A 25,989-nucleotide genomic window follows, 5' to 3' on the forward strand; every position below is an offset into this window, starting at 1 on the left:
GCCCTACCCGGTCCATGCCGCTCCCCTCCCGCCGTGAGGGCTCATCCTAAGGCCCGTGGGCGGCAGGGTGGCCGTGGTGGCCGGGCGGGATCAGGCGACCCGGCGGCGGGACCGACGCCGGGGAGCGGGCGGGGCCGACAGCACCTGCACCTCGAAGCCGGCCCGGGCGAACACCTCGATCGCCCGGTGCTCGGCGGGGCCCAGGTCGGCCGCCGCGGCGCCGGTGTCGAGCAACGCGGTCACCAGGCAGCCGGAACACCCGGCGCCCCGGATCCCGCACGTGTCGCAGTCGATGAGCATCCAACGCCTCCTGACAGGTCGCCGGTGGCGGACAGGAGAGGTGCCCACCACCGTCGGTCACCAGAAGGCTAGGCCGGGGGTGTGACAGAACCGGACAACGAGGCAGCACCCACCCCGAACCCGATCATCGCCGTCAGGACCGGGCGAGCCGCCGCAGCAGCGAGTCGGCGCCGAGCGGGTAGGCGCCGTGCCGGCGTACCCCGTCGGCGACCTCGCGGTCGGAGGAGACCACCACCACCGGCCGCCCGGCCGGCTCGGCGCGGACCAGACGGCGGATCAGCTCGTCCGCCGTCTCGCCCTTGCGGGAGAAGAGGACCCGCACCCCGCGCGGCGCGGGCGGCAGCCCGTGGATCCGTTCGGCGCCGTCGAAGACCACGGTGACCTCGTCCCCGGTCTGCGCGGCGATCCCGCCCAGCCCGGTGATCAGCCGCTTGCGCTGCTGCTCCAGCGACATCTCGCCGAAACCGCGCTTGGTGACGTTGTAGCCGTCCACCACGAGGTGTGCCCTGGGCAGGGCGAGCAGCTGGTCGAGGCGGGCGGGGTCGTCGGTGTCCCGGGCCCGGGTCGCGGCCCCGGCGGGGGTGGCACCGGGCTGGTCGGCGAACGCGTCGGCGACGAAGTCGGCGGGCAGCTTGTCCACCGGGTCCAGGGCCAGCTCGCGGCGGAGCCCGACGGCGGCCTGCCCGATCGTCTCCAGCAGCAGCCACAGCCTGGCCTCGTCGACCGACCGGGCCTCCTTGGCGCTGACCCGGGCCACCCCGGCCGCGGCCTCCGCCTCGGCCAGCCGGGCCCGGGCCCGGCGCAGCTCGGCGTCCGCGTCGGCGGCCGCGCGGGCGGCCCGGCCGCGCTCGGTGGCCAGCATCTCGGTGGCTTTGCGCTCCCGGGCCTGGGTCTCCCGCAGGGTACGGGTGATCTGCCGGGCCTCCTCGCGGAGCTGGCCCAGCTCCTCGCGGACCCGGGCGAGCTCGTCGCGGAGCTTCTCCGCCTCGACCCGGGCCACGGCCCGGTCGTGCTCGGCGCGGGTGGCCCGCTGCTCGGCCTCGCGGACCAGCTCGGCGACCACCGCGCTGTCCGCCTCGGCACGCACCGCGGCGCCGCTGGCCTCGATCAGCTCGCGCCAGCCCCGGGGCCGGGCCAGGTAGGCCAGGGCGGCCACCTCGACCGGGTCGGCCGCCGCCGGGGCGGTCCCCTCCACCACGGCCGCGCCCAGGTCGCCGGCGTCGGCGAGCACCCGGGCGGTGACCCGCTGCCGGAACAGCGGGTCGGCGGTGAGCTGGGCGGCGATGGCCGGGGCGCCGAGCCGGGCGCGCCGGTTGGGGGCGAACTTGGCCACCCGGCGCAGCGGCACCGGCACCTCGTCGGCGGCCAGCCCGGGCAGCACCGCGGCCGTGAGCGTCACGATCCGCTGCCGGACCGGCTCGGGCAGGGTGGGCTCCGGCTCGGGTGGCGCGGCGGGGGTCTCACCGGCGTCGTGCGCGCCGACCAGCGACTCCTCCGCCGAGGAGTGGTCGTCGTGCGGCTCGGTGAGGGGCATGTGGCAAGTCTCCCACCCCGAACGGGCCCACCGCCCGGTGAGTGAGCCGATCTCTCATCCTACCGCCGGCGTGACCCGTGGGGCTGCCGGGACGGGAGTGTCGGACCCCGCCGCTAGCGTGCCGGCGTGACGCGAGCGGACTACGTCCAGGAGGCCCTGGCCGGCCTGGACCGGGTGGCGGGCACGGGGGTCGACCCCGCGCTGCCGCTCTACGCGACCACCTTCGTGGTGGTCGACCTGGAGACCACCGGCGGCGCGCCGGACGGCGGCGGGATCACCGAGATCGGCGCCGTGAAGGTGCGCGGTGGCGAGGAGCTGGGCGTGCTGGCCACCCTCGTCAACCCGGGGGTGCCGATCCCGCCGTTCATCACCGTGCTGACCGGGATCACCCAGGCCATGCTGCTTCCCGCGCCGCCGATCGAGCAGGTGCTCCCGAGCTTCCTGGAGTTCGTCACCGACGCCGTCCTGGTCGCCCACAACGCCCCCTACGACGTGGGCTTCCTCAAGGCCGCCTGCGCGAAGCACGGCTACCGCTGGCCCAACCCCCGGGTGCTGGACACCGCCGCGCTGGCCCGCCGGGTGCTCACCCGCGACGAGGTGCCCAACCGCAAGCTGGGCACCCTGGCGGCCTACTTCCGCACCGCCACCCAGCCCACCCACCGGGCGCTGGACGACGCCAAGGCCACCGTCGACGTGCTGCACGGGCTGATCGGCCGGCTCGGCGGGCACCGGGTGGACACCATCGGCGAGGCCATCGAGTTCGCCCGGGCGGTCACCCCGACGCAGCGCCGGAAGCGGCACCTCGCCGAGGGGCTGCCGAAGGTGCCCGGCGTCTACATCTTCCGGGCCGCCGACGACCGGCCGCTCTACGTCGGCACCTCCGGCGACATCGCCACCCGGGTGCGCAGCTACTTCACGGCCGCCGAGAAACGGGCCCGGATCTCGGAGATGCTGGCCGCCGCCGAGCGGGTGGAGGCGGTCGAGTGCGCCCACTCGCTGGAGGCCGAGGTGCGCGAGCTGCGGCTGATCGCCGCGCACGGGCCGCCGTACAACCGGCGGTCGAAGTACCCGGAGCGCCAGGTCTGGCTGAAGCTGACCGACGAGGCCTACCCGCGGTTGTCGATCGTCCGCGACCTCGCCCCCACCGACTCGGCCTACCTCGGCCCGTTCCGGTCCAAGCAGGCCGCCGAGCTGGCCGCTGCCGGGTTCCACGACGCGGTGCCGCTGCGCCAGTGCACCCACCGGCTGTCCCGGCGCACCACCATGCCGGCCTGCGCGCTGGCCGAGCTGGGTCGCTGCCCGGCGCCCTGCGAGCACCTGATCACCCCCGAGGAGTACGACCACCGCGCCGCCGTCCCGTTCCGCACCGCCACCCGCGACGACCCGCAGGTGGTGGTGGACGCCCTGCTGGCCCGGATCGAGGCGCTCTCCGCCGCCCAGCGCTACGAGGAGGCCGCCGTGGTGCGCAGCCGGCTGGCCGCGGTGCTGCGCGCGGCGGTCCGGATGCAGCGCCTGGCCGCGCTGACCGGCATCGCCGAGCTGGCCGCCGCCCGCCCGGCCGCCCGGGGCGGCTGGGAGCTGGCCCTGGTGCGCCACGGCCGGCTGGCCGGCGCCGGGGTGTCCCCGCCGGGTGTCCACCCGCGACCGACCATCACCGCGATCCGGGCCACCGCCGAGACGGTCCTGCCCGGGCACGGTCCGGTGCCGGCGGCCACCGCCGAGGAGACCGAGCGGATCCTGTCCTGGTTGGAGCGACCGGAGACCCGGCTGGTCGAGACGTCGGCCGGATGGGCCTCGCCGGTCGCCGGCGCGGGCCGGTTCCGCGACCTGCTGACCAAGGCGGAAAACGGCGCGTCCCACCAACTCTCGACCGAACGCTCATGACCAAGTGTCCGATCGGACTACGTCAACTCCCTTAGGCTGTTAGAGAAGTGCAGTCCTGCCCGATTCGCGGGTCTGCTCCCGGTCGCCGGCCCCGGCACCCCCGGGGGCCGGGGTGAGGAGGTGTCCCAGGTGGACGTCGACGCCGGACACGGCGCCGCCCTGGGCGGCGCCCTCCCGACCCAGCCCGGCGACCTGCCGCTCTCCCGGCGCCTGCGCTCCCTGCTCACCTGGCCCACCACCGACAACGATCCCGTCACCGCGCTGGTCCGCGCCCATCGCGGCATCCATCCCAGCGCCGACGCGTCGGTGCTGCGGCGGGCCTACACGATCGCCGAGAACATGCACCGCGGCCAGTTCCGCAAGAGCGGCGAGCCGTACATCACCCACCCGCTCGCGGTCGCCCAGATCTGCGCGGACCTCGGCATGGACACCACCACCCTGGTCGCCGCGCTGCTGCACGACACCGTGGAGGACACCCGCTACACCCTCCAGGCGCTGCAGGAGGACTTCGGGGGCCAGGTGGCCCACCTGGTCGACGGGGTGACCAAGTTCGACAAGGCGTTCTACGGCAAGGCCGCCGAGGCGGAGACCGTCCGCAAGATGATCGTGGCGGCCGGCAAGGACGTCCGGGTGCTGATCATCAAGCTGGCCGACCGGCTGCACAACATGCGCACCCTCGGGGTCCGCTCGGCCGCCTCCCGGGAGCGGATCGCCCGCAAGACCCAGGAGGTGCTCGTCCCGCTCTGCGACCGGCTGGGCATCCAGACCCTCAAACGCGAGCTCGACGACGTGGTGCTGCTGCACCTGCAACCGGAGGAGCACGCGCGGATCGCCCGGTTCGTGCACGACCGGCCGGGCTGGGACGCCTACCTCGACGACGTGGTGACGAAGACGCGGGTGGCCCTGCGCCGCAGCCGGGTGGACGCCGAGGTCGGCCCCCGCCCCCGGCACCTCTACTCGATCTGGAAGGACACGGTGGCCGGCGAGCACACCGCGCCCTACGACCTGCCCCGCATCGCCATCGTGGTGGACGGTCCGGCCACCGACTGCTACGCCGCGCTCGGCGCGGTGCACGGGCTCTGGCGGCCGGTGCCGGGGCGCTTCAAGGACTTCATCGCCTCCCCGAAGAACAACCTCTACCGGTCCCTGCACACCAGCGTCTGCGGCCCGCAGGACCGGACCGTCGAGGTGCTGATCCGCACCGAGGAGATGCACAGCTCCGCCGAATACGGCGTGGCCGCCCACTACCGCTTCCCCCGCGCCACCGGCCGCGCCGACGACCGGGTGGACGAGCTGGCCTGGCTGCGCCGGGTGCTCGACTGGGAGCAGGAGACGGTCGACCCGACCCAGTTCATGGAGTCGCTGCGCTGCGACCTGGCCGAGGCGCAGATCCAGGTGGTCGCCGACGGCCGGCAGGTGGTGCTGCCGGCCGGGGCCACCCCCGTCGACCTCGCCTACGAGCTGGGCACCGAACGCGGCGACCACTGCCTCGCCGCGCGGATCAACGGCCGGCTCGCCCCGCTCTCCTCCGAACTGGAGGAGGGCGACGTGGTGGAGATCTTCACCGAGAGCGACGCGGAGAGCGGCTTCGAGGTCGACGTGGCGCCGCGCGGGCCGCGCCGGGAGTGGCTGGGCTTCGTCAAGTCCCCGCACGCGCAGATGCAGATCAACCGCTGGTTCGCCGAGCACACCGAGCCGGGCATCTCGATCGCCGACAAGGTCCGCCTCGGCCGCGCCACCATCGGCCTGGCGCTGCGCAAGCACGACCGGGGCCTGGCCAGCGACCTGCCGCTGCTGCGGCTCTCCGAGGAACTGGGCTACCCCGACCTGGAAACCCTGCTGGTGGCGGTCTTCGACCGCACCGTGGAGCCCGACACGGTGGTCCGGCAGCTGATCGATCTGGTCGACCACCGGCAGTAGCGAGCTCCGCTCATCCGCCGGCGCCGCCCGGCCACTAGCCTTACAGGCATGATCCCCCGCGCGCGTGCCACCGGACGGGCCCTCGGCTACCAGATCTTCTACCGGCTCCCGGTCCCGCTGCGGCGCCGGCTGGTCCGGCTCGCCGTGCCGAAGTACATCGTCGGCGCGGTCACCCTGGTCCGGGACTCCGAGGCCGGCGGGGCGGGGCGGATCCTGCTGCTGCGCCAGCCGCCCGGCCACAGCTGGACCCTCCCGGCCGGGCTGCTGCAGCGCGCCGAGGCGCCGGTGGTCGGCGCGGCCCGCGAACTGTACGAGGAGTCCGGCATCCGGCTGGCCCCCGAGCGGCTCCGCCCGGCCGTGCCGAACGCCGTGGTGCACGCCAAGGGCTGGGTGGACGTGGTCTTCGAGGCGGAGGTGCCGGCCTCCAGCACCGAGCTGACGGTGGACGGCGCCGAGGTCTTCGAGGCCGCCTGGCACCCGCTGGACGACCTGCCCCGGCTGAGCCGGGCCACCGCCAACCTGCTCCGGTACTACGGGATCGGCCCGCGCGCGGGCGAGGTCCCGCCGGCGGCGCCACCCGCCGCGTGACCGCCCCCGGCGCGGCCGGACCCGGCTGGCGGGCCGCCGTGGACGTCTGCGCGGTGGTGCTCGCCGCCGGGGAGGGGACCCGGCTGCGCCCGCTCACCGCGCACCGGCCCAAGGCGCTCTGCCCGGTCGGCAACGTGCCGCTGCTCGACCGGGCGCTGGACCGGCTCGCCGGGCTGGGCCTCACCGGGCTGGACCGGGTCGCGGTGAACGCCTGCTACCTGGGCGGGCAGGTGGTGACGCACGTGGACGCCCGGGCGCACCTGTCGGTCGAGCCGGGCGACCCGCTCGGCACCGCCGGCGGGCTCGGCAACCTGCGGGACTGGATCGCCGGGCGGGGGGTGCTGGTCGGCAACGCCGACGCGTACCTGACCGACCCGGACGCCCCGCCGGGGCCGGACGTGGCGGCGCTGCTGGACGGCTGGGACGGGCGGAGCGTACGCCTGCTCGGCCAGCCGGCGGACGACCCGGCCGCCCCCGGCACCTTCGACGGCCACCGGTTCGTGGGGTTCTCGCTGCTGCCGTGGCGGCTGGTCCGGGAGCTGCCGCCGACCTTCGGCGACCTGGTCCGGGCGGTCTGGCGGCCGGCGGAGGCGGCCGGCGCGCTCACCGTGGTCCCCTACCCGGGGACCTTCTACGACACCGGCACCCCGGCCGACTACCTGGCGGCCAACCTGCACGCGGCCGGCCCCGGCGGCCTGGTCGACCCGTCCGCCACCGTCGACGGGCAGGTGACGCGCTCGGTGGTCGGCGCGGGCGCGGTGGTCCGCGGCACGGTGGACCGCTCGGTCGTCTGGCCCGGCGCGACGGTCGCCGCGGGGGAACGCCTCAGCCGGGTGATCCGGGCGGGCGCCGACCTGACCGTCCCGGCGGCCCGGTGACCCACCCAGCCCTTAGCATGGGCCTCGACGCCGACGAACGGAGAAATGTCCCGTGATCACCGCGATCGTGCTGATCGACTGCGCCACCGACTCCATCCCCGAGGTCGCCGAGACGCTGGCCAACCTGCCCGGCGTCAGCGAGGTCTACTCGGTGGCCGGGCACGTCGACCTGATCGCCATGGTCCGGGTCCGCGAGTTCGAGCAGATCGCCCAGGTCATTGCCGGCAGCATCTCCAAGGTGCCGGGCGTGATCAACACCGAGTCACACATCGCGTTCCGCGCCTACTCCCAGCACGACCTGGAGGAGGCGTTCGCGATCGGGCTGGCCAGCGCCGACTGACCCGCACGCGGATGGCCGGCCCGCCCCCGCAGGGCGGACCGGCCACCGTCGGTCGTACGCGTCAGCTCTGGCCGGGCGCCGGGGTCTCCGTGGTGCCCGGAGCGGGCTCCTCGGTGCCGGTGCCGCCCGGAGCCGGCGACTCGGTGCCACCCGGCGCCGTCGACGTGGTGCCGCCCGGGCTGGGCGTACCGCTGGCGCTGGTCTGCGGGACCGGGACGCCCAGGGTCTGCGCGAGGGCCACCAGTTCGTCGTAGTGCGCCTGGAGGATCGGCAGGGCGTCCTGGGCGAGCTGGATCACCGACTGCTCGGAACCCTGCGAGATCTCGGTCTGGGTGGCCTGGATGGCCTGGACGTGGCCGGCCAACTGGGCGGTCACCCACGCCTTGTCGAACTCGGCGCCGCTGAGGTTGTTCAGCCGGTCGAGGACCTTCTGCTGATCGGCGGTCGGGTCGGCCGGCAGCTGGACGTTGAGCTGCTGGGCGGTGGACTGCACCGTCTGGTCCAGCTGGGTGTGGTCCGTCACGAACATCTTGCCCAGGTCCTTGACCTGCTGGTTCTGGCCCTTCTGCTGCGCCAGGTTACCCGCGGTGATCTCGAACAGGTTCACCTGGTGCACCGCCTGCAGGTACTGCGTGTCCTGCGTCGACGGCTGCGCCGCGGCCTGGGCCGCGGCGGCTGGCGCCAGTCCCACGAGCACCAGCGCGGCCAGCAGGCCCAGGCGTTTGATTCCCAACATGCTTTCCCCCCCTTGAGACGTCGGACCGCACGGATACCCGGCTGACCGGGGTTATTCCTGCGATTCCACCCGTCCGTGTCAGGGGGTGGCGGGACACCGGAGCGGGGCCGACCGGCGTCCCTCGGGCGGAACGGGACGGTGGGGCCGGAAAACGGCCGTGGCGCCCGCCGGTGATCCGGCGGGCGCCACGGTCGGTCGTATCCGGGCGGGTCAGCGGCGGCTCTCGCCGCTGCCGATCTCCTCCCGCTCCGGTCGGGGCTCGACCGGCGGGTGTCCCGGCGAGACCGGCGCCTCGGCCGGCCTCTCGATCGGGTAGAAGAAGCCCCGGATGGCCGGGCCGAGAGCGCCGAGCCGGTTCATCTTCTTCGGCACCACCCAGCCGACGTAGTCCAGCGCCGGGCCGTGGCCGTCGTGCCCGTCGGTCGGGGTCAGCGGCTGGTGGACCTCGACGAACCGGCCGTCGGGCAGCCGCTTGATGATGCCGGTCTCCACGCCGTGGGCCAGCACCTCCCGGTCGTGCTGCTGGAGACCCAGGCACAGCCGGTAGGTGACGTAGTAGGCCAGCGGCGGGACGACCAGCAGGCCGATCCGGCCGGCCCAGGTCATCGCGTTCAAGCTGATGTGGAACTTGTCGGCGATGACGTCGTTGGCGCCGGAGAGGGTCAGCACGACGTAGAAGGCGACCGCCATGGCGCCCACCGCGGTCCGGGCCGGTACGTCCCGGGGCCGCTGGAGCAGGTTGTGGTGCCGGTAGTCCTTGAGGCGGCGCGCCTCCAGGAACGGGTACATCGTCGACAGGCCCACCAGGATGCCGGGGAGCACGACCGTCGGCCAGAACAGCGGCGGGATGACGTATCCGTCGCCGATCGGGATGGAGATCTCCCAGGCCGGCATGAGGCGGGTCGAGCCGTCGAGGAACATGACGTACCAGTCGGGCTGGCTGGCGGCCGAGACCACCCACGCCTCGTACGGGCCGAAGTACCAGATCGGGTTGATCTGGAAGAGGCCACCCATCAGCGCGATCACGCCGAAGACGACCATGAAGAAGCCGCCCTGCTTGAGCGCGTAGCGCGGGAACATCCGCTCGCCGACCACGTTCTCGTTGGTCCGGCCCGGGCCGGGCCACTGGGTGTGCTTCTGCTTGAAGACCAGGCCCAGGTGGACGCTGATCAGCGCCACCAGCAGACCCGGGATGAGCAGCACGTGGGCGATGAAGAAGCGGCTGATGATGATGGTGCCCGGGAACTCCCCGCCGAAGATCGACGAGCTCACCCAGGAGCCGATCACCGGGATCGACAGGATGATGCCCGAGGCGATCCGCAGACCGGTGCCGGAGAGGCCGTCGTCCGGCAGCGAGTAGCCGGTGAAGCCGGCCAGGAAGCCGACCCAGAACAGCAGCGAGCCGATGATCCAGTTCGTCTCACGCGGCTTGCGGAACGCGCCGGTGAAGAAGATCCGGAGCATGTGCACCACGATCGAGGCCATGAACAGCAGCGCCGCCCAGTGGTGCATCTGCCGCATGATCAGACCGCCGCGGACGTCGAACGACAGGTCCAGGCTGGAGGCGTACGCGGCGGACATCGGGGTGCCCCGCAGCGGGGCGTAGCTGCCGTCGTAGACCACCTCGGTCATCGCCGGCTCGAAGAAGAAGGTCAGGAAGACACCGGTCAGCAGCAGGACGATGAACGAGAAGAGCGCGATCTCGCCCAGCAGGAAGGACCAGTGGTCCGGGAAGACCTTGTTCAGCAGCTTGCGCAGCGGGGTGGCCACCTGGAAGCGGTCGTCCACCGCCCCGGCGGTCTTGGCCGGCAGCGCGGCCGCATCGAACTTTCGGCGCTTCATGGCCGCTCCCAGAAGTCGGGACCGATGGTCTCGGTGTAGTCGGACCTCGCCACGAAGAAGCCCTCCTCGTCCACCTCGATCGGCAGCTGCGGCAGCGGCCGGTTCGCCGGGCCGAAGACCGGCATGGCGTTGTCGGTGATGAGGAACTGCGACTGGTGGCAGGGGCAGAGCAGGCGGTTGGTCTGCTGCTCGTAGAGGCTGGCCGGGCAGCCGGCGTGCGTGCAGATCTTGGAGAACGCGACGAAGTTGCCCCACATGTAGTCGCCGTGACCCTTGCGCGCGTTGGCGGCGCGTGACTTCTGCGCGTCGTCCTCGCGCAGGTGGATGAGCAGGGTCGGCGAGTCGGCGTGCTTGTTGCTGACGCCGCCCTCGATGCCCGGGAACACGGTGAGCTGACCGCCGACGCTGACGTCCGCCGGGCGGATCGGCCGACCGTCCTCCCGGATCAGCCGGATCTTCTTGCCGTCCGAGGCCGGCCTGAACCCGGTGGTGAACATCTGGTTGTTCTTGTGCGGCTGCGAGATCAGGCCACCGACCAGCGGCGCCGCGACGACCGCGCCGACCGGCAGCAGACCGGCCATCAGCGAGACGCCGAGCAGCGGACGGCGCTTCACCCCGAGCTCGTCGGCCATGTACAGCATGGTCTCGCCGGTGATCTTCCGATCCTCCGGGGAACCGGGCTGGTCGTGCCGGTCCTGGATCGAGACCTCCTTCGGCAGCAGCTTCTTGCCCCAGGTGAGGATGCCGAAGCCGATGCCGAGCAGGGCGACGCCGAGGGTCACGCCGAGCAGCGGGGTGTAGTACTTGTCACCGCCGCGGCCGGCCTCCCACTTCCACGGCCACCAGATGTAGATGACCAGGAATGCCAGGCCGGCCAGGAACGTGAGCCAGAACATCGACGCGACCGTACGGGTCAGCCGGCGCTCCGCCTTGCTGCCGGGGACCACCTGCTGCTCGTAGTGGACGATCTCGATGTCGTCCCGCCGCGCGCCCTCCTCGACGATGTCGAACCGGGAGAGCCGGGGGTCGTTCACGTCGAGCGGCTCCGGGCCCTGCTGGGCCTGGTGCTCGGTGTGGGTGCTCATGCCGTCACCTCGCTACGGGTGGCGCCGGGGGTCGGTGCCACAGCACTGAAACGAATGATCCGCTCGGTCACGACTTGCCCGCAATCCACAGGCTCGTGAAGACCAGCGCGACGATGCCGACCAGGAAGATCGCGAGACCCTCGGTCGACGGGCCGTACCGGCCCAGGTTGAAGCCGCCCTGGTCCTGGTCGTGCTTCAGGGTCTCCTGGATGTAGGCGATGATGTCCGCCTTCTGCTCCGGAGTGATCTGGTTGTCGCCGAACACCGGCATGTTCTGCGGGCCGCTCAGCATGGCGGCGTAGATCTGCCGGTCGCTGGCGGGGCGCAGGCTCGGCGCGTACTTGCCCGAGGAGAGGGCGCCGCCGCCGCCACCGAACGCGTGGCACTGCGAGCAGTTGATCCGGAACAGCTCGCCACCGGCGGCCATGTCGGCGTTCTGGTGCAGGTTGTTGCCCTGCGGCACCTGCGGGCCGCCGCCGAGCTCCTGGATGTACTGGCCGAGCTGGCGCACCTGCTCGTCGGTGAACTGCGGGGGCTTGCGCATGGCCTGGGCTTCCTGCCGGGCCATCGGCATCCGACCGCTGCTGACCTGGAACTCGACCGAGGCCGACCCGACGCCGATCAGGCTCGGCCCGCGTCCCTCGACGCCCTGGGCGTTGCGACCGTGACAGGTCACACAGCTCACGTCGAACAGCGCCTTGCCCTCGTTGGCGGCGGCGCTCAGGGGCGGGTTGTCCTGCGCCTGCACACCGGGGGCGAAGGCGGTGTAGGCGCCGCCGGCCAGCATCAGCGCGGCGGCCAGCCGGACCGCGGCACCCAGCCGGCGGCGGCCCCTGCTGCGCGCTACGGGCCGCCCGCGCAGGCGCGCGAGCAGACCGCGTCGGCGGTCGTTGTCAGAAGTCATGACCTGTGTCCTTAACCGGTTGGACCTTGTCTCAGGGGACGGAGCAGCGGCGCGATACGTGACGCGCCAAGATCACTGAAGCCAGTAGATCATGGCGTAGAGCCCGATCCACACGACGTCGACGAAGTGCCAGTAGTAGGACACGACGATCGCCGAGGTCGCCTGCGCCGGGGTGAACCGGCCCATGGTGGTACGGATCATGAAGATGATGAACGCGACGAGACCGCCGGTCACGTGCAGGCCGTGGAAGCCGGTCGTCAGGTAGAACATCGACCCGTAACCGTCTTCGTTGATCTTGACGCCCTCGTGCACCAGGTTGCGGTACTCGTTCGCCTGGCCGAGCACGAAGATCAGGCCCATCACGAAGGTGATCGTGAACCACCGGCGGAGGGCGTGGACGTCACCCTTCTCGGCCGCGAAGACACCGAGCTGGCAGGTCACCGAGGACAACACCAGGATCACCGTGAAGGTGGTCGCGTAGGGGATGTTGAGGATCTCGGTGTGCTTCTCCCACTGCTCCGGCGCCGCCGCGCGGATCGAGAAGTACATCGCGAACAGCGCCGCGAAGAACATGAGTTCGCTGGAGAGCCACACGATCGTCCCGACGCTGACCATGTTCGGCCGCGTCAGGGAGTGGATCCGGCTCTTGTCAATGGCTGGGGCCGCAGTCACGCGGTCATTATTGCCCTTGACCGGGACCGACGATCAGCGGGGTGGCAAACCTGTGCCATCAGTGGCCCGATCGGGGTCGCCCGCTTCGCCTGACCTACGCTGAAAAGCGTGCTGCATGTCGATCCGATCTTCGCCGCCACCTCGGTGGCTCCGGCGACACTCGCGGCGGGGGGCGAGGCCGTCCCGCCGCCGTTCACCGTGGCCCGCGTCCTGACCGAGACCCGGCTGGACAGCTGGCTCACCCTCGGCCTCGTGCTCGCCGCCGGTCTCTACCTCTACGGGGTGTACCGGCTGCGGCTGCGGGGCGACCGCTGGCCGGTGGTGCGTACCGTCAGCTTCCTCTTCCCGGGCCTCGGCGGCATCGCCGCGGTCACCGTCAGCGGGCTGGGCGCCTACGACACCGCCCTGCTGTCGGTGCACATGATCCAGCACATGGTGCTGTCCATGATCGCACCGATCTTCCTGGCGCTCGGCGCCCCGGTGACGCTCGCCCTGCGCACCCTGCCGGTGCGCCCGCGCAAGCGGCTCCTGGCGATCGTGCACAGCCGGGTTGCCCGGGTCTACAGCTTCCCGCTGGTGGCGTTCGCCATCTTCGTGGTGAACCCGTTCGCCCTCTACTTCACCGGCCTCTACGAGATCACCCTCCGGCACGAGTGGGCGCACGAACTCGTGCACGCGCACTTCATCATGACCGGCTGCGTGTTCTTCTGGCCGCTGCTCGGCCTGGACCCGCTGCCCGGGCGCTGGCCGTACCCGGCGCGGGCGCTGCTCATGCTGCTCTCCGTGCCGTTCCACACCGTGCTCGGGCTCACGATCATGCAGAGCACCACGCTGCTCGGCGGCGACTGGTACCCGTCGCTGCACCTGAGCTGGTCGGACCCGTTCAACGACCAGGTCGTCGCCGGTGGCGTGCTGTGGGCCGGCGGTGAGTTCGTCAGCGTCACCATGCTGGCCGTGCTGGTCGTCCAGTGGATCAAGCAGTCCGAGCGGGAGGCCCGCCGGCTGGACCGCGAGCTGGACCGCCAGGAGGCCCGCCAGCGCGCCGCGGAAGCGAGCGCCTGACCACCCATCCGGTACGGATGTGACGCCCGCTACGATCAGCGGGCAGCTACGAGGTGGGAGTCACGTCACGATGAGCGATCGTCTTTGCACCGTCCTGCTCTACAGCGACGACCCGAAGGTCCGGGACCGGATGCGACTCGCCGTCGGCACCCGGCCCGCCCCCGGAATCGAGATCGAGTTCGTCGAGGCCGCCGACTACGACGGTTGCGTCCGGCTGGTCGACGACTACGAGATCGACCTGCTGCTGCTCGACGGCGAGGCGAGCCCCGGCGGCGGCCTCGGCATCGCCCGCCAGATCAAGGACGACCGCGACGACGCCCCGCCGACCTGCGTGGTGCTGGCCCGCGCCGCCGACCGCTGGCTCGCCGCGTACGCCGAGGTCGACGCCACGCTGACCCACCCGCTCGACCCGGTGACCGCCGGCACCACCGTCGCCGAGCTGCTGCGGCGCACCCACGCCGCGGCCTGAGCCACCCGCGACGGCTCCCGCCCCGGCGCGCCTGACGCCGCGGCTCCGAGCCGTCGTCCCGGCGCCACGGCGACGCGGCCGTGGCACCGGCGCCCCGGAACGCCACACCCGCTCTCACGCCCGCTCGGGAGGCCCGCCATGGGCGAACGGACCTGGCCGCTTCTGCTCAACGCGCTGCTGCGCGGCGAGGAGCTCTCCACCGCCGACACGGCCTGGGCGATGGGCGAGATCATGGCCGGCTCGGCCACGCCGGCCCAGATCGCCGGCTTCGCCGTGGCCCTGCGCACCAAGGGCGAGACGCCCGCCGAGCTGGGCGGCCTGGTCGAGGCGATGCTGACCCGGGCGGTCCCGGTGGCGCTGCCCGAGGAGATCCGGGCCGCCGCGCTGGACGTGGTGGGCACCGGCGGCGACCTCGCCCACACGGTGAACATCTCCACGATGGCCGCGCTGGTGGTCGCCGGGGCCGGTGTCCGCGTGGTCAAGCACGGCAACCGGGCCGCCTCCTCCTCGTGCGGCACGGCCGACGTGCTGGAATACCTGGGCGTCCCGCTGGATCTCGACCCGGAACAGGTGGCGCGCTGCGTGACCGAGGCCGGCATCGGCTTCTGCTTCGCCGCCCGGTTCCACCCCGGCATGCGGCACACCGGCCCGGTCCGCCGCGAGATCGGCGTGCCCACCGCGTTCAACTTCCTCGGCCCGCTGACCAACCCGGCCCGCCCCCGGGCCGGCGCGGTGGGCTGCTTCGACCCGCGGATGGCCCCGGTGATGGCGGCCGTCTTCGCCGCCCGGGGCGACTCGGTGATCGTCATGCGCGGCGAGGACGGGCTGGACGAGTTCAGCACCGGCGCGCCGACCCGCGTCTGGGTGGCGCAGCAGGGGGTTGTCAGGGAGGCGCTGCTCGACGCGACGGAGCTCGGGGTACCCCGGGCCACCCTGGCCGACCTGCGCGGCGGTGACGCCGCGTACAACGCGGGTGTCGTCCGGCGGCTGCTGGCCGGCGAGACCGGCCCGGTCCGCGACGCCGTTCTGGTGAACGCCGCGGTCGCCCTCGCCACGCAGGGCCCGCTGGACGGGGACCTGCACGAGGCGCTGCGCGCCGGCCTGGTCCGGGCGACCGAGTCGGTCGACTCGGGCGCGGCGGCCGGCGCCCTGGAGCGCTGGCTCGAGGTGGCCGGCACGCTCTGAGCCCGGGTGCTGTCCGGGTTCTGTCGGACCGGCGTGCCAAACTACACGGGAGTAATTTTCCGTTTTCCGCCGATGGCGCCGCCGGTTCCCGGCGGGCACCGGAACGAGAGGAGACGCCCGTGTCGGACCGCGAGCTCTACTGCGACACCTGCGAGGGCGTCGTGCCGTTCGAGGCGCCCCCCTGCGTCGACGGGCACGGCGCCGACTGCCCCGAACTGGTCTGCACCGGCTGCGGAGCGGCCGTGCTCATCGCCACCTTCGCCTTCCGCGCCCCGCGCCTGGGCAACCGCCGCGGCACCACCCGCCGGCCCGACCGCCAGGCCGCCTGACCGCGGCGCCGGCCCGACCGCCAGGCCGCCTGACCGCCGCGCCGCCTGACCACCGCGCCGCCTGACCACCGCCCCGCCCGACCGCCGCGCCGCCCGACCGCTGACTGCCACGGCGCCGCCTGACGCCGCGCCACCTGGCCGCTCTGCCGCCTCCCGGGCCGGCCCCGCACCGAACAGCGCCGGGCGCAACCGCCACACCGGACGGGCCGTCAGCTCACCGTCCGGTGACACTGAGGCTCCACCAGTCCCGCGCACGGTCTGGTCGACGACAACATGTTGCCCGATCTTCGTCACTGACCGCTCGCGCGGCGGCCCGCGAACAGCATCCCGCCGATCCGGCAGGCCCCGGGCGTGCGATTCGCGGCGTTCGGGCCTGCCCGGTCATGGCTTAGGAGCCACTACGAACTTGATGACGTGAACGACTCACCCGGCCCGCCCACAGCGGCGCGGTGGTGATTCACCAACGACATCAAGTTGCTAGCGGCGTCGGGGCCTGCCCCGTCATGGCTCAGGAGCCGCTACGAACTTGATGACGTGAACGACTCACCCGGCCCGCCCACAGCGGCGCGATGGTGATTCACCAACGACATCAAGTTCGTAGGCACTGAGTGGGAGGCGGTCGACCGCCTGTGGCGCTCACGCGCCTTTCGAGCTGACGTCACCAACGGCTCGACCAACGGCTCGGCGGGGCTGGCCACCGGGCGATCATGAGGTTTGGCGCGGGCGACAAGAGACGTGGCGGGCGAGCGGACGAGTGACGGGCGGAAAAGCGGAAGGCCCGCGGCCCCCGAAGGGGGCGCGGGCCTTCCGCTGATGTTCGGGTCAGTGCTCGGCGGTGCGGCGGGTGCCGGAGTAGTACTCGAAGAGCAGGCCGCAGGCCGCGAAGACGACCGTCACGAGGCCCAGGCCGATCAGCCAGAACTGCCAGAAGACGAGCCCGAGACCGGCGATCGCGGCGGCCAGGGCCAGGCCGAACGGCCAGTAGCTGCCCGGGCTGAAGAAGCCGATCTCGCCCGCGCCGTCGGCGATCTCGCCGTCCGCCCGGTCCTCGGGACGCAGGTCGATGCGGCGCGAGACGAACCAGAAGAAGCCGCCGCACATCGAGCAGAGCAGGAAGGACAGCAGCAGCGCCACGGTGCCGACCCACTCGACCCGGCCACCCTCGCCGTACGTCCAGGCGCCGTAGAGAATCGCCGCGCCGAGGAGGAACGTCGCGATGATGAGGAAGATCTTCCACTCGGTCTTCATGCCGGACCCCTCAGCTTCCCGCGCCGGCCGTCGCGTCGGACGGGTTGAAGTTGGCCGTGTTGCGCCGCGTCTTGAACGGCTTGGTTTCGGTGGCGTACGGGTCTTCACCGATCGCCTGGAGCGCCTCCTGGGTCGACTTGCCGGCCTTCTTGGCCGCCAGGAACTGCTCGTACTTCTCCGGCGAGACGACCCGCAGCTCGAAGTTCATGAAGGCGTGGTAGCTGCCGCACAGCTCGGCGCAGCGGCCGACGAAGTGGCCCTCCTGGTCCAGGCTGGAGACCTCGAAGGTGTTGCGCACGTTGCCCGGCATGACGTCACGCTTGAACAGCAGCTCCGGCACCCAGAAGGAGTGGACGACGTCACGGGACTGCTCCTCGAACCGGATCGACTTGCCGCTCGGCAGGACCAGCACCGGGATGACCTCGCTGGTGCCCAGCACCGAGGCGACGGTGTTGGCGTCGCGGCCCTGGCCGTCGCGGTAGTTGAACTGCCAGTTCCACTTGAAGGCGACGACCTCGACGGTGACGTCGGGGTTCTTCGACTCCTTCACCACGTCGGTCTGCACCACCGCGGTGTAGTAGAAGAGCACGGACACCACGAGGATCGGCGCGATGGTGTAGAGGAACTCCATCGGCAGGTTGTAGCGGGTCTGCACCGGCAGCTCGTTGCCGCGCTTCCGGTAGCGGATCACGCACCAGAAGATCAGGCCCCACACGAACACGCCGACCGCGAGGGCCGCGATGCAGGACGCGATCCACAGGTCGTACATCCGGTGCGACTCGGGCGTGATGCCGCCCTGCGGCCACCCGAACCCGCCGAACGTCTTGCCGACGTCGCAGCCGGTGAGCAGAACCAGCAGCGCGGCTCCACCGAGACCGAGCCCGGCGAGTCGACCAGCACCACGCCGCCGGCCCCCGCCGGCCCCCGAGGAAGCGCTGTGCCGTACGGCCGACGGCCGTACCTCCGAACTCCTTGCGACCACCTGGTCCTGCCTCCCTAGCGCGCCGCGGTGATTGTTTCGCTCGACACCGACGGCAAAGGCGTCACCGACGGTCGCAGATTACTCGACCATGGCGGGCCTGACCGTCTTGGGGTCACTGTCCGCCCCCATCGGGGGGATCTTGGGCGTACCGGGGCGATAGCGTGGACCTTCGTGAGCGCATCCCCGGTCTACCTGGACGCGGCCACCGCCGCCCCGCTGCACCCGGTCGCGCGGCAGGCGCTGCTGGCCGCGCTCGACGACGGGTGGGCGGACCCCGCCAAGCTCTACGGCCAGGCCCGCCGGGCCCGCCAGCTCCTCGACGCCGCCCGCGAGGCCGCCGCGCAGACCCTCGGCGTCCGCGCCGACGAACTCTCCTTCACCCCCAGCGGTACGGCGGCCGCGCACGCCGCCGTGCTCGGTGGGCTGTCGGGGCGGCGCCGGGCCGGGGCGGCCCTGGTGCACTCGGCGATCGAGCACTCGGCGGTCCTGCACGCCGCGGAGCGGCACGTGGCGGACGGGGGCGACGCGGTGGGCGTACCCGTGGACCGGCTCGGCCGGGTGGACCTGGACGCCTGGGCGGCGGCGGTGGCCGCCCCCGGCGTGGCCCTGGCCGCCCTGATCGGGGCGAGTCACGAGGTGGGCACGGTGCAGCCGGTGCCCGCGGCGGCGGAGCTCTGCGCCGAGGCGGGGGTGCCGCTGTACGTCGACGCGGCGCAGCTGGCCGGCCGGGCGCCGCTGCCGGCCGGCTGGTCGGTGCTGAGCGCCAGCGCCCACAAGTGGGGCGGGCCGCCCGGGGTGGGCCTGCTCGTCGTGCGCAAGGGCACCCGCTGGGAGTCGCCGTTCCCGGCCGACGAGCGGGAGTCGGGGCGTACTCCGGGGGTGGTGAACCTGCCGGCGGTGGTGGCCGCGGCGGCGAGCCTGCGCGCGGCGGCGGCCGACGCGGCGACCGAGGCGGCCCGGCTCGGGCCGCTGGTCGACCGGATCCGCGCCCGGGTGGCGGCCGAGGTGCCGGACGTGGAGGTGGTCGGCGACCCGGTGGACCGCCTCCCCCACCTGGTCACCTTCTCCTGCCTGTACGTGGACGGCGAGGCTCTGCTGCACGCGCTGGACCGGCGGGGCTTCGCCGTGTCGTCCGGCTCCTCGTGCACGTCCTCGACGTTGCGGCCGTCGCACGTGCTGGAGGCCATGGGGGTGCTGTCGCACGGCAACGTCCGGGTGTCGCTGCACCGGGACACCACCGAGGCCGACGTCGACCGGTTCCTGGCCGAGCTGCCCGGCATCGTCGCCGGCCTGCGCGCCGAGGCGGGGGTGACCGGGCTGTGAGCGAGCCGGACGAGGTGCTCGACTGCCGGGGCCAGCGTTGCCCCCTGCCCGTGATCAATCTCGCCCGCCGACTGCCCGACCTGCCGGTCGGCGCGGTCATCCGGGTGCTCGCCGACGACCCCGCCGCGGCCGTGGACATCCCGGCCTGGTGCCGGATGCGCGGCCAGGAGTTCGTGGCCGCGCACCCGGACGGGCCCGGCTACGACGTGCGCCGCAGCCACTGACCCACGGCTCAGCGGAGGTGGGCGAGGATCCCCGGCAGGGCGGTCACTGCAGGTGCGGCCGGACGTCCTCGGCGGCCGCGTCGCCGTACGACTCGGCGAGCCGCTTGACGAACAGGTCCCGGCGGACCTCGTACTCCTGGCCGCCGAAGTTCTCCAGCACCAGCGTGGCGAGCAGGCAGCCGACCTGGGCGGCGCGCTCCAGGCTGACCCCCCAGTTGAGCGCGGCGAAGAAGCCGGCCCGGAAGCCGTCGCCGACGCCGGTCGGGTCGACCGCCTGGATCTCCCGGGCGATCGGCACGTGGATGGTGCCGAGATCGCGCCCGGCGATCTCCACGCCCTGCTTGCCCAGCGTGGTGACCCGCACCTTCACCCGGTCCAGCAGCTGGGCGTCGGTCAGCCCGGCCTTGCTCTGCAGCAGCGACTTCTCGTACTCGTTGGTCATGAGGTAGTCGGCGCCGTCGACCAGGCCGAGGACGTCAGCGCCGTCCATCCGGGCGAGCTGCTGCGACGGGTCGGCCACGAAGGAGTAGCCGCGCTCCCGGCACTCCGCCGAGTGCCGGATCATCGCGGCCGGGTCGTTGGCGCTGACCAGCACCAGGTCGAGGCCGCCGAGCCGCTGCGCCACCGGGGCCAGCTCGATGTTGCGGGCCTCGCTCATCGCGCCCGCGTAGAACGACGCGATCTGGCACATGTCGGTGTCGGTGGTGCAGACGAAGCGGGCCGTGTGCGCGATCTCGCTGACGTGCACCGAGTCGCAGTCGACGCCGTGCCGCTCCAGCCAGGACCGGTAGTCGGCGAAGTCCGCGCCGACCGCGCCGAGCAGCACCGGGCGCAGCCCGAGCTGGGCCATGCCGAAGGCGATGTTGGCGGCGGTGCCGCCGCGCCGGAGCACCAGCTCGTCGACGAGGAAGGACAGCGAGACCTTGTCCAGCTGGTCGGCGATGAGCTGGTCGGCGAAGCGACCGGGGAAGCTCATCAGGTGGTCGGTCGCGATCGAGCCGGTCACGGCGATCTTCATGTCAACCCTCGTGGTCGGGAGCACGGCGCGGGTCAGCCTACCGGTCGCCCCGCCCGGCCGGACGGGGTCGGTCGACAACCGGTCGTCCCCCGCACGCCCCGACGTCACCGTCCGGACACCCGGACGGCACGACAAAACGGCGGGACCACCCCAGGAGGGATGGTCCCGCCGTCAGGCAGGCGTCGTCGGCCCCGTCGACTCAGCTGAACGAGTCGCCGCAGGCGCAGGAGCTGCCGGCGTTCGGGTTGTCGATGGTGAAGCCCTGGGCGTCGATCCGGTCGGCGAAGTCGATGGTGGCGCCGGCCAGGTAGGGGGCGCTCATCCGGTCGACGACGACCTCGACACCGCCGAAGTCGGTGACGACGTCACCGTCGAGCGACCGCTCGTCGAAGAACAGCTGGTACCGCAGGCCGGAGCAGCCGCCCGGCTGCACGGCGACCCGGAGCCGCAGGTCGTCACGGCCTTCCTGCTCGATCAGGGCCTTGACCTTCTGCGCCGCGACGTCGGTGAGGACGACGGTGCTGGGGGCCTTGGCCTCGGTCGACTCGGTCTGCGCTGGCGTGGTCACGTGGAAGTCTCCCTGCGCGGTATGGGGTCCGGACGCACTGGCCAACGCCGCGCGTCCGCCAATGATTCCCGGTGTGGTCCAGATCCGATCGTACGCCGCCCGGGCGGGCGGCACCTCCGGTGGCACGAGCCGCGCCGCGTGAGCCGCGCCGCAGGCCAGGGCGGACTCAGCGGCTCCACTGGCGGGCCAGGCGGGCCCCGAGCGCGCGCAGGCCCTCCGCCGGGCGGCCCATCGCCGCCTCCACTCCCCCGCGCTCCTCCCCGCCGAAGTGCTCGACCAGGCTGTGCGCCTCGGTGACGCCGGCCGCGGCGGCCTCCCGCCGCCCGGTGCTCACCCGGCCGGCCAGCACCACGCAGGGCACCCCCCGGTCGCGGGCCGCCCCGGCCACCCCGGCGACCACCTTGCCGCGCAGCGACTGGTGGTCGAAGGAGCCCTCGCCGGTGATCACCAGGTCGGCGGCGTCCAGCGCGGCGTCCAGGCCGATGGCCCGGGTGACCAGGCCGATGCCGGACTCGCACCGGCCGCCGAGCGCGAGGACCGCCGCGCCGAGGCCGCCGGCCGCGCCGCCGCCCGGCAGCGCGCCGAGCCCGGACGGGCAGACCGGCAGGTCCTTCTCCAGCACCGCCGCCCAGCGCTCCAGCGCGGCGTCGAGCAGCAGCACGTCCTCGCGGGTGGCGCCCTTCTGCGGGCCGTACACGTTGCTGGCGCCGTGCAGCCCGAGCAGCGGGTTGTCGACGTCGGTGGCGGCGACCAGCGCCGCGCCGCGGAGCCGGGGCGCGCCGTCGAGCGCGGCCACCGCGGCGAGGGCCGCCCCGCCGTACGGCAGGGCCCGGCCGGCCCCGTCCAGCGGGGTAATGCCGAGCGGGGTGAGCATGCCGGCGCCGCCGTCGTTGGTGGCCGAACCGCCCAGGCCGATCACCACGGTCGCCGCCCCGGCCTCCACGGCGGCCGCGACCAGCAGGCCGAGCCCGTAGGAGGTGGTCGCCTTGGGGTCCCGCTCGGCGGCGGAGAGCAGGTGCAGCCCGCACGCCTGCGCGCTCTCCAGGTAGGCCACGCCGTCGTCGGTGAGCAGGATCTCACCGGTGGCGGGCCGGCCGAGCGGGTCGACGGTGGGCACCGGCAGCCGCCGGCCGCCGAGCGCCTCGCCGAGCACGGCCACGAACCCCGGGCCGCCGTCTGCCAGCGGCCGGATCAGCAGCTCGTCGGTCGGGGCGACCTCCCGCCAGCCCTCGGCCACCGCGGCGGCCACCTCCGGGGCCGGCAGCGTGCCGGCGAACTTGTCCGGGCAGAGCAGCACGCGCATGCCCAGCAGTGTGGCAGGCCACATCCGTGGCGGCCGCACGGCCGCCCCGCTGTGGGACCATGGGGGCGTGACTTCGACCTGGGTTGAGCCCTCCAACACCGCCACTGCGCTGCTGCTCCTCGGCCGCGGCAGCGACCCCGCCACCGAGCGTGGCGTGGAGTGTCCGGGTGACCTGCCCGCGCCGAGCGACCCGGACCTGGTGGCCCGGGCGGCCGCGGCGAAGGCCGCGCTCGGCACGAAGGTCTTCGTGCTGGGCCACCACTACCAGCGCGACGAGGTGATCCAGTTCGCCGACGTGACCGGCGACTCGTTCAAGCTGGCGCGGGAGGCGGCGGCCCGCCCCGACGCGGAGTACATCGTCTTCTGCGGTGTCCACTTCATGGCGGAGAGCGCCGACATCCTCACCTCGGACCGCCAGAAGGTGATCCTGCCCGACCTCGCCGCCGGCTGCTCGATGGCCGACATGGCGGTGCTGTCGCAGGTCGAGACCGCCTGGGACGTGCTGACCGAGCTGGGCGTCGCGGCGGACACCGTCCCGGTGACCTACATGAACTCCTCGGCGGACATCAAGGGCTTCGTCGGCCGGAACGGCGGCGTGGTCTGCACCTCGTCCAACGCGAAGCGCGCGCTGGACTGGGCGTTCGCGCAGGGGCAGAAGGTCCTCTTCCTCCCCGACCAGCACCTGGGCCGCAACACCGCCGTCCTGGAGATGGGCTTCTCGCTGGACGACTGCGTGCTCTACGACCCGCACAAGCCGAACGGCGGGCTCACCCCGGAGCAGCTGCGCGACGCCAAGATAATCCTGTGGCGGGGGCACTGCTCGGTGCACGGCCGCTTCACCCTCGACAGCGTCAACGACGTGCGCGAGCGGGTGCCGGGGGTCAACGTGCTGGTCCACCCGGAGTGCCGGCACGAGGTCGTCAACGCCGCCGACCAGGTGGGCTCGACCGAATACATCATCAAGACCATCGAGGCGGCCCCGGCCGGCTCGGCGTGGGCGGTCGGCACCGAGCTGAACCTGGTCCGCCGGCTGGCGCTGGCCCACCCGGACAAGCAGATCATGTTCCTCGACAAGGCGGTCTGCTACTGCTCGACGATGAACCGGATCGACCTGCCGCACCTGGTCTGGGCACTGGAGGAGCTGGTCGCCGGCCGGGTGGTCAACCAGATCACCGTCGACCCGGACACCGCCGGACACGCCCGGGCCGCGCTGGACCAGATGCTCGCCCTTCCGGGTTCCTGATCACCCTCGGTCACATCACTGGTACGGAAACGCACCGGAATCCCCGGTTCGTGCCCTCGCTGGTGATGTGACCGATTCCATTCTCGTCACGGAGGGCTATGCTGCCGGGGCGACGATGCACGCGGACCGTTTTGACCGGGCCGCCTTTCGGGTAGCGATGCAGATCGTGCACCTGACTCATCTACACGGCAGCACCAACGCGCTGGAGGTTGCGTTGACCGACGACGTCCTGGTCGTACACGGAGGCACTCCGCTCGAAGGGCGGATCCGCGTGCGCGGCGCGAAGAACCTCGTGTCCAAGGCGATGGTCGCCGCCCTGCTGGGCGACACCCCCAGCCGGCTGTTCGACGTGCCCCGGATCCGCGACGTGGAGGTCGTCCGCGGGCTTCTCGGCCTGCACGGCGTCAAGGTCAGCGACGGCCAGGAGGACGGTGAGCTGGTCTTCGACCCGTCCAACGTCGAGAGCGCCAGCACCGACCAGATCAACGTGCACGCCGGTTCCAGCCGGATCCCGATCCTGTTCTGCGGCCCGCTGCTGCACCGGCTCGGTCACGCCTTCATCCCCGACCTGGGCGGCTGCCACATCGGCCCGCGCCCGATCGACTTCCACCTCCAGGCGCTGCGCGAGTTCGGCGCGACCGTGGAGAAGACCCCGGAGGGGCTGCACCTGTCGGCGCCGAACGGGCTGCACGGCACCAAGTTCGCCCTGCCCTACCCGAGCGTGGGCGCCACCGAGCAGGTGCTGCTCACCGCGGTGATGGCCGAGGGCGTCACCGAGCTGCGCAACGCGGCGGTGGAGCCCGAGATCATCGACCTGATCTGCGTGCTGCAGAAGATGGGCGCGATCATCAAGGTGCACACCGACCGGGTGATCGAGATCCAGGGTGTGAAGCGGCTCAGCGGCTACACGCACCGGCCGATCCCGGACCGGATCGAGGCGGCGAGCTGGGCGGCGGCCGCGCTGGCCACCCGGGGGCACGTCGAGGTGCTCGGCGCCCAGCAGGCCGACATGATGACCTTCCTGAACATCTTCCGCTCGGTCGGCGGCGAGTACGAGGTGACCGACCTCCGCCCGCCGCGCGGCGGCGGGCCGGGCCAGGAGGGCGGCATCCGGTTCTGGCACCCGGGCGGCGAGTTGAACGCGGTGGCGCTGGAGACCGACGTGCACCCCGGGTTCATGACCGACTGGCAGCAGCCCCTCGTCGTGGCGCTGACCCAGGCCCGTGGCCTGTCGATCGTCCACGAGACGGTCTACGAGCAGCGGCTCGGCTACACCGAGGCGCTGAACTCGATGGGCGCCAACATCCAGGTCTACCGGGACTGCCTGGGCGGCACCCCGTGCCGCTTCGGCCGCCGCAACTTCAAGCACTCCGCCGTGATCGCCGGCCCGAGCAAGCTGCACGCGGCCGACCTGGTGATCCCCGACCTGCGGGCCGGTTTCAGCCACCTGATCGCGGCCCTGGCCGCCGAGGGCACCTCCCGGGTCTACGGCGTCGACCTGATCAACCGGGGCTACGAGGACTTCGAGGCCAAGCTGGCGGACCTGGGCGCGCACGTCGAGCGTCCCTGAGGTCACACCCGATTTACCGCTACGACAACTCCAGCTCGGCGCGTCTGACGCCACGCCGCGACCTGGAGCCGTCGGCCCGGTGCACCCGCGATGTGCACCGGGCGCGGCTGGTTGGCTACCCTTGCCGGCGTGCCGTCGCTGTTTCGCCGCAAGCCCACCGACCTCGTCGAGGAGTCCGTCACCCCGGTGACGACCGACGAGGCGTCCGCCGCCGCCCAGTCGCGGGGCTACACGCCCGCCAAGGGGCGCGAGACCCCGAAGCGCCCGGCCGCCGGCCGGCGCCCCGCCGGGCCCGCGAAGCCGCTGACCAAGGAGGAGGCCCGGGAGCAGCGCCGCGCGGCGCGCGCCGAGTCCGCGGCCGAGTTCCGGCGCGAGGGCGGCCCGCGCGACCGGGGCCCGGAGCGGCTGCTGGCCCGCAACGTGGTCGACTCCCGGCGTACGGTGGGCACCTGGTTCTTCGGCGGCGCGCTGATCGTGCTGCTCGGCTCCAACCAGGCCATGCCGCCGATCGTCCGGCTGCTGTCGAACGTGCTGTGGGGCGCGCTGGCGCTCGGTGTGGTGGTCGACTCGGTGCTGATCGCGCGGAAGATCAAGAAGCTGGTCCGCGAGCGCTACCCCAAGAGCACCGAGCGGCTCGGCTCGCTCTACTTCTACGCGATCATGCGGTCGATCACGTTCCGCAAGATGCGCGCCCCGGCGCCCCGGGTGAACGTCGGCGACAAGATCTGACCGGGCCCGCCCGGAGTCGGCCCCTTCCCACCTCGGCGGGGAGGGGTCGATGT

26 protein-coding genes are annotated in these 25,989 nt (G+C 72.8%); 14 read left to right on the top strand and 12 right to left on the bottom strand.

The annotated features are described in order from the left end of the window. Positions 1-90: 90 nt before the first annotated feature. On the bottom strand, positions 91-300 hold the full coding sequence (locus ACQP12_RS24895) for a hypothetical protein (RefSeq protein ID WP_357939771.1): 210 nt from the start codon (positions 298-300) through the stop codon (positions 91-93). A gap of 133 nt (positions 301-433) precedes the next feature. After that, positions 434-1,834 carry an NYN domain-containing protein gene (locus ACQP12_RS24900; protein WP_433282433.1) on the bottom strand — a complete coding sequence of 467 codons (1,401 nt, stop codon included), beginning with the start codon at positions 1,832-1,834 and terminating at the stop codon, positions 434-436. Between the two features lie 126 nt (positions 1,835-1,960). On the opposite strand from ACQP12_RS24900, the gene ACQP12_RS24905 reads away from it, so the two are divergent. The 5 genes from ACQP12_RS24905 to ACQP12_RS24925 all read left to right on the top strand — a co-directional run bounded on the left by ACQP12_RS24905 (position 1,961) and on the right by ACQP12_RS24925 (position 7,444). Next, on the top strand, positions 1,961-3,718 hold the full coding sequence (locus tag ACQP12_RS24905) for a DEDD exonuclease domain-containing protein (RefSeq protein ID WP_433282435.1): 1,758 nt from the start codon (positions 1,961-1,963) through the stop codon (positions 3,716-3,718). A gap of 129 nt (positions 3,719-3,847) precedes the next feature. Next, entirely contained in the window at positions 3,848-5,638 is a 1,791-nt protein-coding gene (locus tag ACQP12_RS24910) for a RelA/SpoT family protein (RefSeq protein ID WP_433289435.1), read from the top strand. A 48-nt stretch (positions 5,639-5,686) separates the two neighbouring features. Continuing rightward, the gene (locus tag ACQP12_RS24915; protein ID WP_433282438.1) at positions 5,687-6,226 is read left to right on the top strand and encodes an NUDIX hydrolase; all 540 of its coding nucleotides are present in this window, start codon (positions 5,687-5,689) and stop codon (positions 6,224-6,226) included. Then, on the top strand, positions 6,223-7,104 hold the full coding sequence (locus ACQP12_RS24920) for a sugar phosphate nucleotidyltransferase (protein WP_433282440.1): 882 nt from the start codon (positions 6,223-6,225) through the stop codon (positions 7,102-7,104). Before ACQP12_RS24915 ends, ACQP12_RS24920 begins: the two co-directional genes overlap by 4 nt. Before the next feature lie 52 nt (positions 7,105-7,156). Further along, on the top strand, positions 7,157-7,444 hold the full coding sequence (locus ACQP12_RS24925; RefSeq protein WP_355339608.1) for an Lrp/AsnC family transcriptional regulator: 288 nt from the start codon (positions 7,157-7,159) through the stop codon (positions 7,442-7,444). A gap of 61 nt (positions 7,445-7,505) precedes the next feature. On the opposite strand, the gene ACQP12_RS24930 is transcribed toward ACQP12_RS24925, so the two are convergent. The 5 genes from ACQP12_RS24930 to ctaE all read right to left on the bottom strand — a co-directional run bounded on the left by ACQP12_RS24930 (position 7,506) and on the right by ctaE (position 12,683). Then, positions 7,506-8,180, bottom strand: a complete 675-nt coding sequence (locus tag ACQP12_RS24930; protein ID WP_433282442.1) for a DUF4142 domain-containing protein — start codon at positions 8,178-8,180, stop codon at positions 7,506-7,508. Between the two features lie 210 nt (positions 8,181-8,390). Beyond that, positions 8,391-10,022 carry a cytochrome bc1 complex cytochrome b subunit gene (gene qcrB, locus ACQP12_RS24935; protein ID WP_433282443.1) on the bottom strand — a complete coding sequence of 544 codons (1,632 nt, stop codon included), beginning with the start codon at positions 10,020-10,022 and terminating at the stop codon, positions 8,391-8,393. Beyond that, complete coding sequence (qcrA, locus tag ACQP12_RS24940) at positions 10,019-11,107, bottom strand: cytochrome bc1 complex Rieske iron-sulfur subunit (protein WP_433282445.1); 1,089 nt, start codon at positions 11,105-11,107, stop codon at positions 10,019-10,021. Before qcrA ends, qcrB begins: the two co-directional genes overlap by 4 nt. A gap of 67 nt (positions 11,108-11,174) precedes the next feature. Continuing rightward, positions 11,175-12,011: a cytochrome bc1 complex diheme cytochrome c subunit gene (gene qcrC / locus ACQP12_RS24945; protein ID WP_357939758.1), complete on the bottom strand. Its 837-nt coding sequence runs from the start codon at positions 12,009-12,011 to the stop codon at positions 11,175-11,177. Positions 12,012-12,083: 72 nt separating this feature from the next. Then, positions 12,084-12,683 carry an aa3-type cytochrome oxidase subunit III gene (gene ctaE, locus ACQP12_RS24950; RefSeq protein WP_151463215.1) on the bottom strand — a complete coding sequence of 200 codons (600 nt, stop codon included), beginning with the start codon at positions 12,681-12,683 and terminating at the stop codon, positions 12,084-12,086. A gap of 108 nt (positions 12,684-12,791) precedes the next feature. Between ctaE and ACQP12_RS24955 the strand changes: the two genes are divergently transcribed. The 4 genes from ACQP12_RS24955 to ACQP12_RS24970 all read left to right on the top strand — a co-directional run bounded on the left by ACQP12_RS24955 (position 12,792) and on the right by ACQP12_RS24970 (position 15,728). Continuing rightward, on the top strand, positions 12,792-13,745 hold the full coding sequence (locus ACQP12_RS24955; protein WP_357939755.1) for a cytochrome c oxidase assembly protein: 954 nt from the start codon (positions 12,792-12,794) through the stop codon (positions 13,743-13,745). Between the two features lie 70 nt (positions 13,746-13,815). Continuing rightward, positions 13,816-14,214, top strand: coding sequence for a hypothetical protein (locus ACQP12_RS24960; RefSeq protein ID WP_357939753.1), 399 nt, complete (start codon positions 13,816-13,818; stop codon positions 14,212-14,214). Between the two features lie 138 nt (positions 14,215-14,352). Further along, positions 14,353-15,399: an anthranilate phosphoribosyltransferase gene (gene trpD, locus ACQP12_RS24965; protein WP_433282449.1), complete on the top strand. Its 1,047-nt coding sequence runs from the start codon at positions 14,353-14,355 to the stop codon at positions 15,397-15,399. A gap of 119 nt (positions 15,400-15,518) precedes the next feature. Then, a complete protein-coding gene (locus tag ACQP12_RS24970) occupies positions 15,519-15,728 on the top strand; it encodes a hypothetical protein (protein WP_433282452.1) in 210 nt (69 codons plus the stop codon). Between the two features lie 822 nt (positions 15,729-16,550). On the opposite strand, the gene ACQP12_RS24975 is transcribed toward ACQP12_RS24970, so the two are convergent. Further along, complete coding sequence (locus tag ACQP12_RS24975; RefSeq protein ID WP_357939746.1) at positions 16,551-16,976, bottom strand: cytochrome c oxidase subunit 4; 426 nt, start codon at positions 16,974-16,976, stop codon at positions 16,551-16,553. Between the two features lie 10 nt (positions 16,977-16,986). Further along, positions 16,987-17,958, bottom strand: coding sequence for an aa3-type cytochrome oxidase subunit II (gene ctaC / locus ACQP12_RS24980; protein ID WP_357939744.1), 972 nt, complete (start codon positions 17,956-17,958; stop codon positions 16,987-16,989). A 171-nt stretch (positions 17,959-18,129) separates the two neighbouring features. Between ctaC and ACQP12_RS24985 the strand changes: the two genes are divergently transcribed. Both ACQP12_RS24985 and ACQP12_RS24990 read left to right on the top strand, forming a co-directional pair. After that, positions 18,130-19,281 (top strand): cysteine desulfurase family protein, encoded by a 1,152-nt coding sequence (locus ACQP12_RS24985; protein ID WP_357939742.1) that lies wholly within the window; start codon positions 18,130-18,132, stop codon positions 19,279-19,281. After that, positions 19,278-19,505 (top strand): sulfurtransferase TusA family protein, encoded by a 228-nt coding sequence (locus tag ACQP12_RS24990; RefSeq protein WP_357939740.1) that lies wholly within the window; start codon positions 19,278-19,280, stop codon positions 19,503-19,505. The genes ACQP12_RS24985 and ACQP12_RS24990 overlap by 4 nt, the downstream gene beginning before the upstream one ends. A 43-nt stretch (positions 19,506-19,548) precedes the next feature. On the opposite strand, the gene ACQP12_RS24995 is transcribed toward ACQP12_RS24990, so the two are convergent. From ACQP12_RS24995 to ACQP12_RS25005, 3 genes are all read right to left on the bottom strand, one after another. Continuing rightward, positions 19,549-20,523, bottom strand: a complete 975-nt coding sequence (locus ACQP12_RS24995; protein ID WP_357939738.1) for a carbohydrate kinase family protein — start codon at positions 20,521-20,523, stop codon at positions 19,549-19,551. Positions 20,524-20,722: 199 nt separating this feature from the next. Next, a complete protein-coding gene (gene erpA, locus ACQP12_RS25000) occupies positions 20,723-21,091 on the bottom strand; it encodes an iron-sulfur cluster insertion protein ErpA (protein WP_107079767.1) in 369 nt (122 codons plus the stop codon). A 166-nt stretch (positions 21,092-21,257) separates the two neighbouring features. Beyond that, the gene (locus ACQP12_RS25005) at positions 21,258-22,418 is read right to left on the bottom strand and encodes a glycerate kinase family protein (protein ID WP_433282455.1); all 1,161 of its coding nucleotides are present in this window, start codon (positions 22,416-22,418) and stop codon (positions 21,258-21,260) included. Positions 22,419-22,461: 43 nt separating this feature from the next. Between ACQP12_RS25005 and nadA the strand changes: the two genes are divergently transcribed. From nadA to ACQP12_RS25020, 3 genes are all read left to right on the top strand, one after another. Then, positions 22,462-23,637, top strand: coding sequence for a quinolinate synthase NadA (nadA, locus tag ACQP12_RS25010; protein WP_433282457.1), 1,176 nt, complete (start codon positions 22,462-22,464; stop codon positions 23,635-23,637). A 214-nt stretch (positions 23,638-23,851) separates the two neighbouring features. Then, positions 23,852-25,207: a UDP-N-acetylglucosamine 1-carboxyvinyltransferase gene (gene murA / locus ACQP12_RS25015; protein ID WP_433289437.1), complete on the top strand. Its 1,356-nt coding sequence runs from the start codon at positions 23,852-23,854 to the stop codon at positions 25,205-25,207. A gap of 90 nt (positions 25,208-25,297) precedes the next feature. Continuing rightward, positions 25,298-25,936: a DUF3043 domain-containing protein gene (locus ACQP12_RS25020; RefSeq protein ID WP_433282459.1), complete on the top strand. Its 639-nt coding sequence runs from the start codon at positions 25,298-25,300 to the stop codon at positions 25,934-25,936. The last annotated feature ends 53 nt before the right edge of the window (positions 25,937-25,989 follow it).

It is taken from the genome of Micromonospora sp. CA-244673, from assembly GCF_050948395.1.
Classification (GTDB): domain Bacteria; phylum Actinomycetota; class Actinomycetes; order Mycobacteriales; family Micromonosporaceae; genus Micromonospora.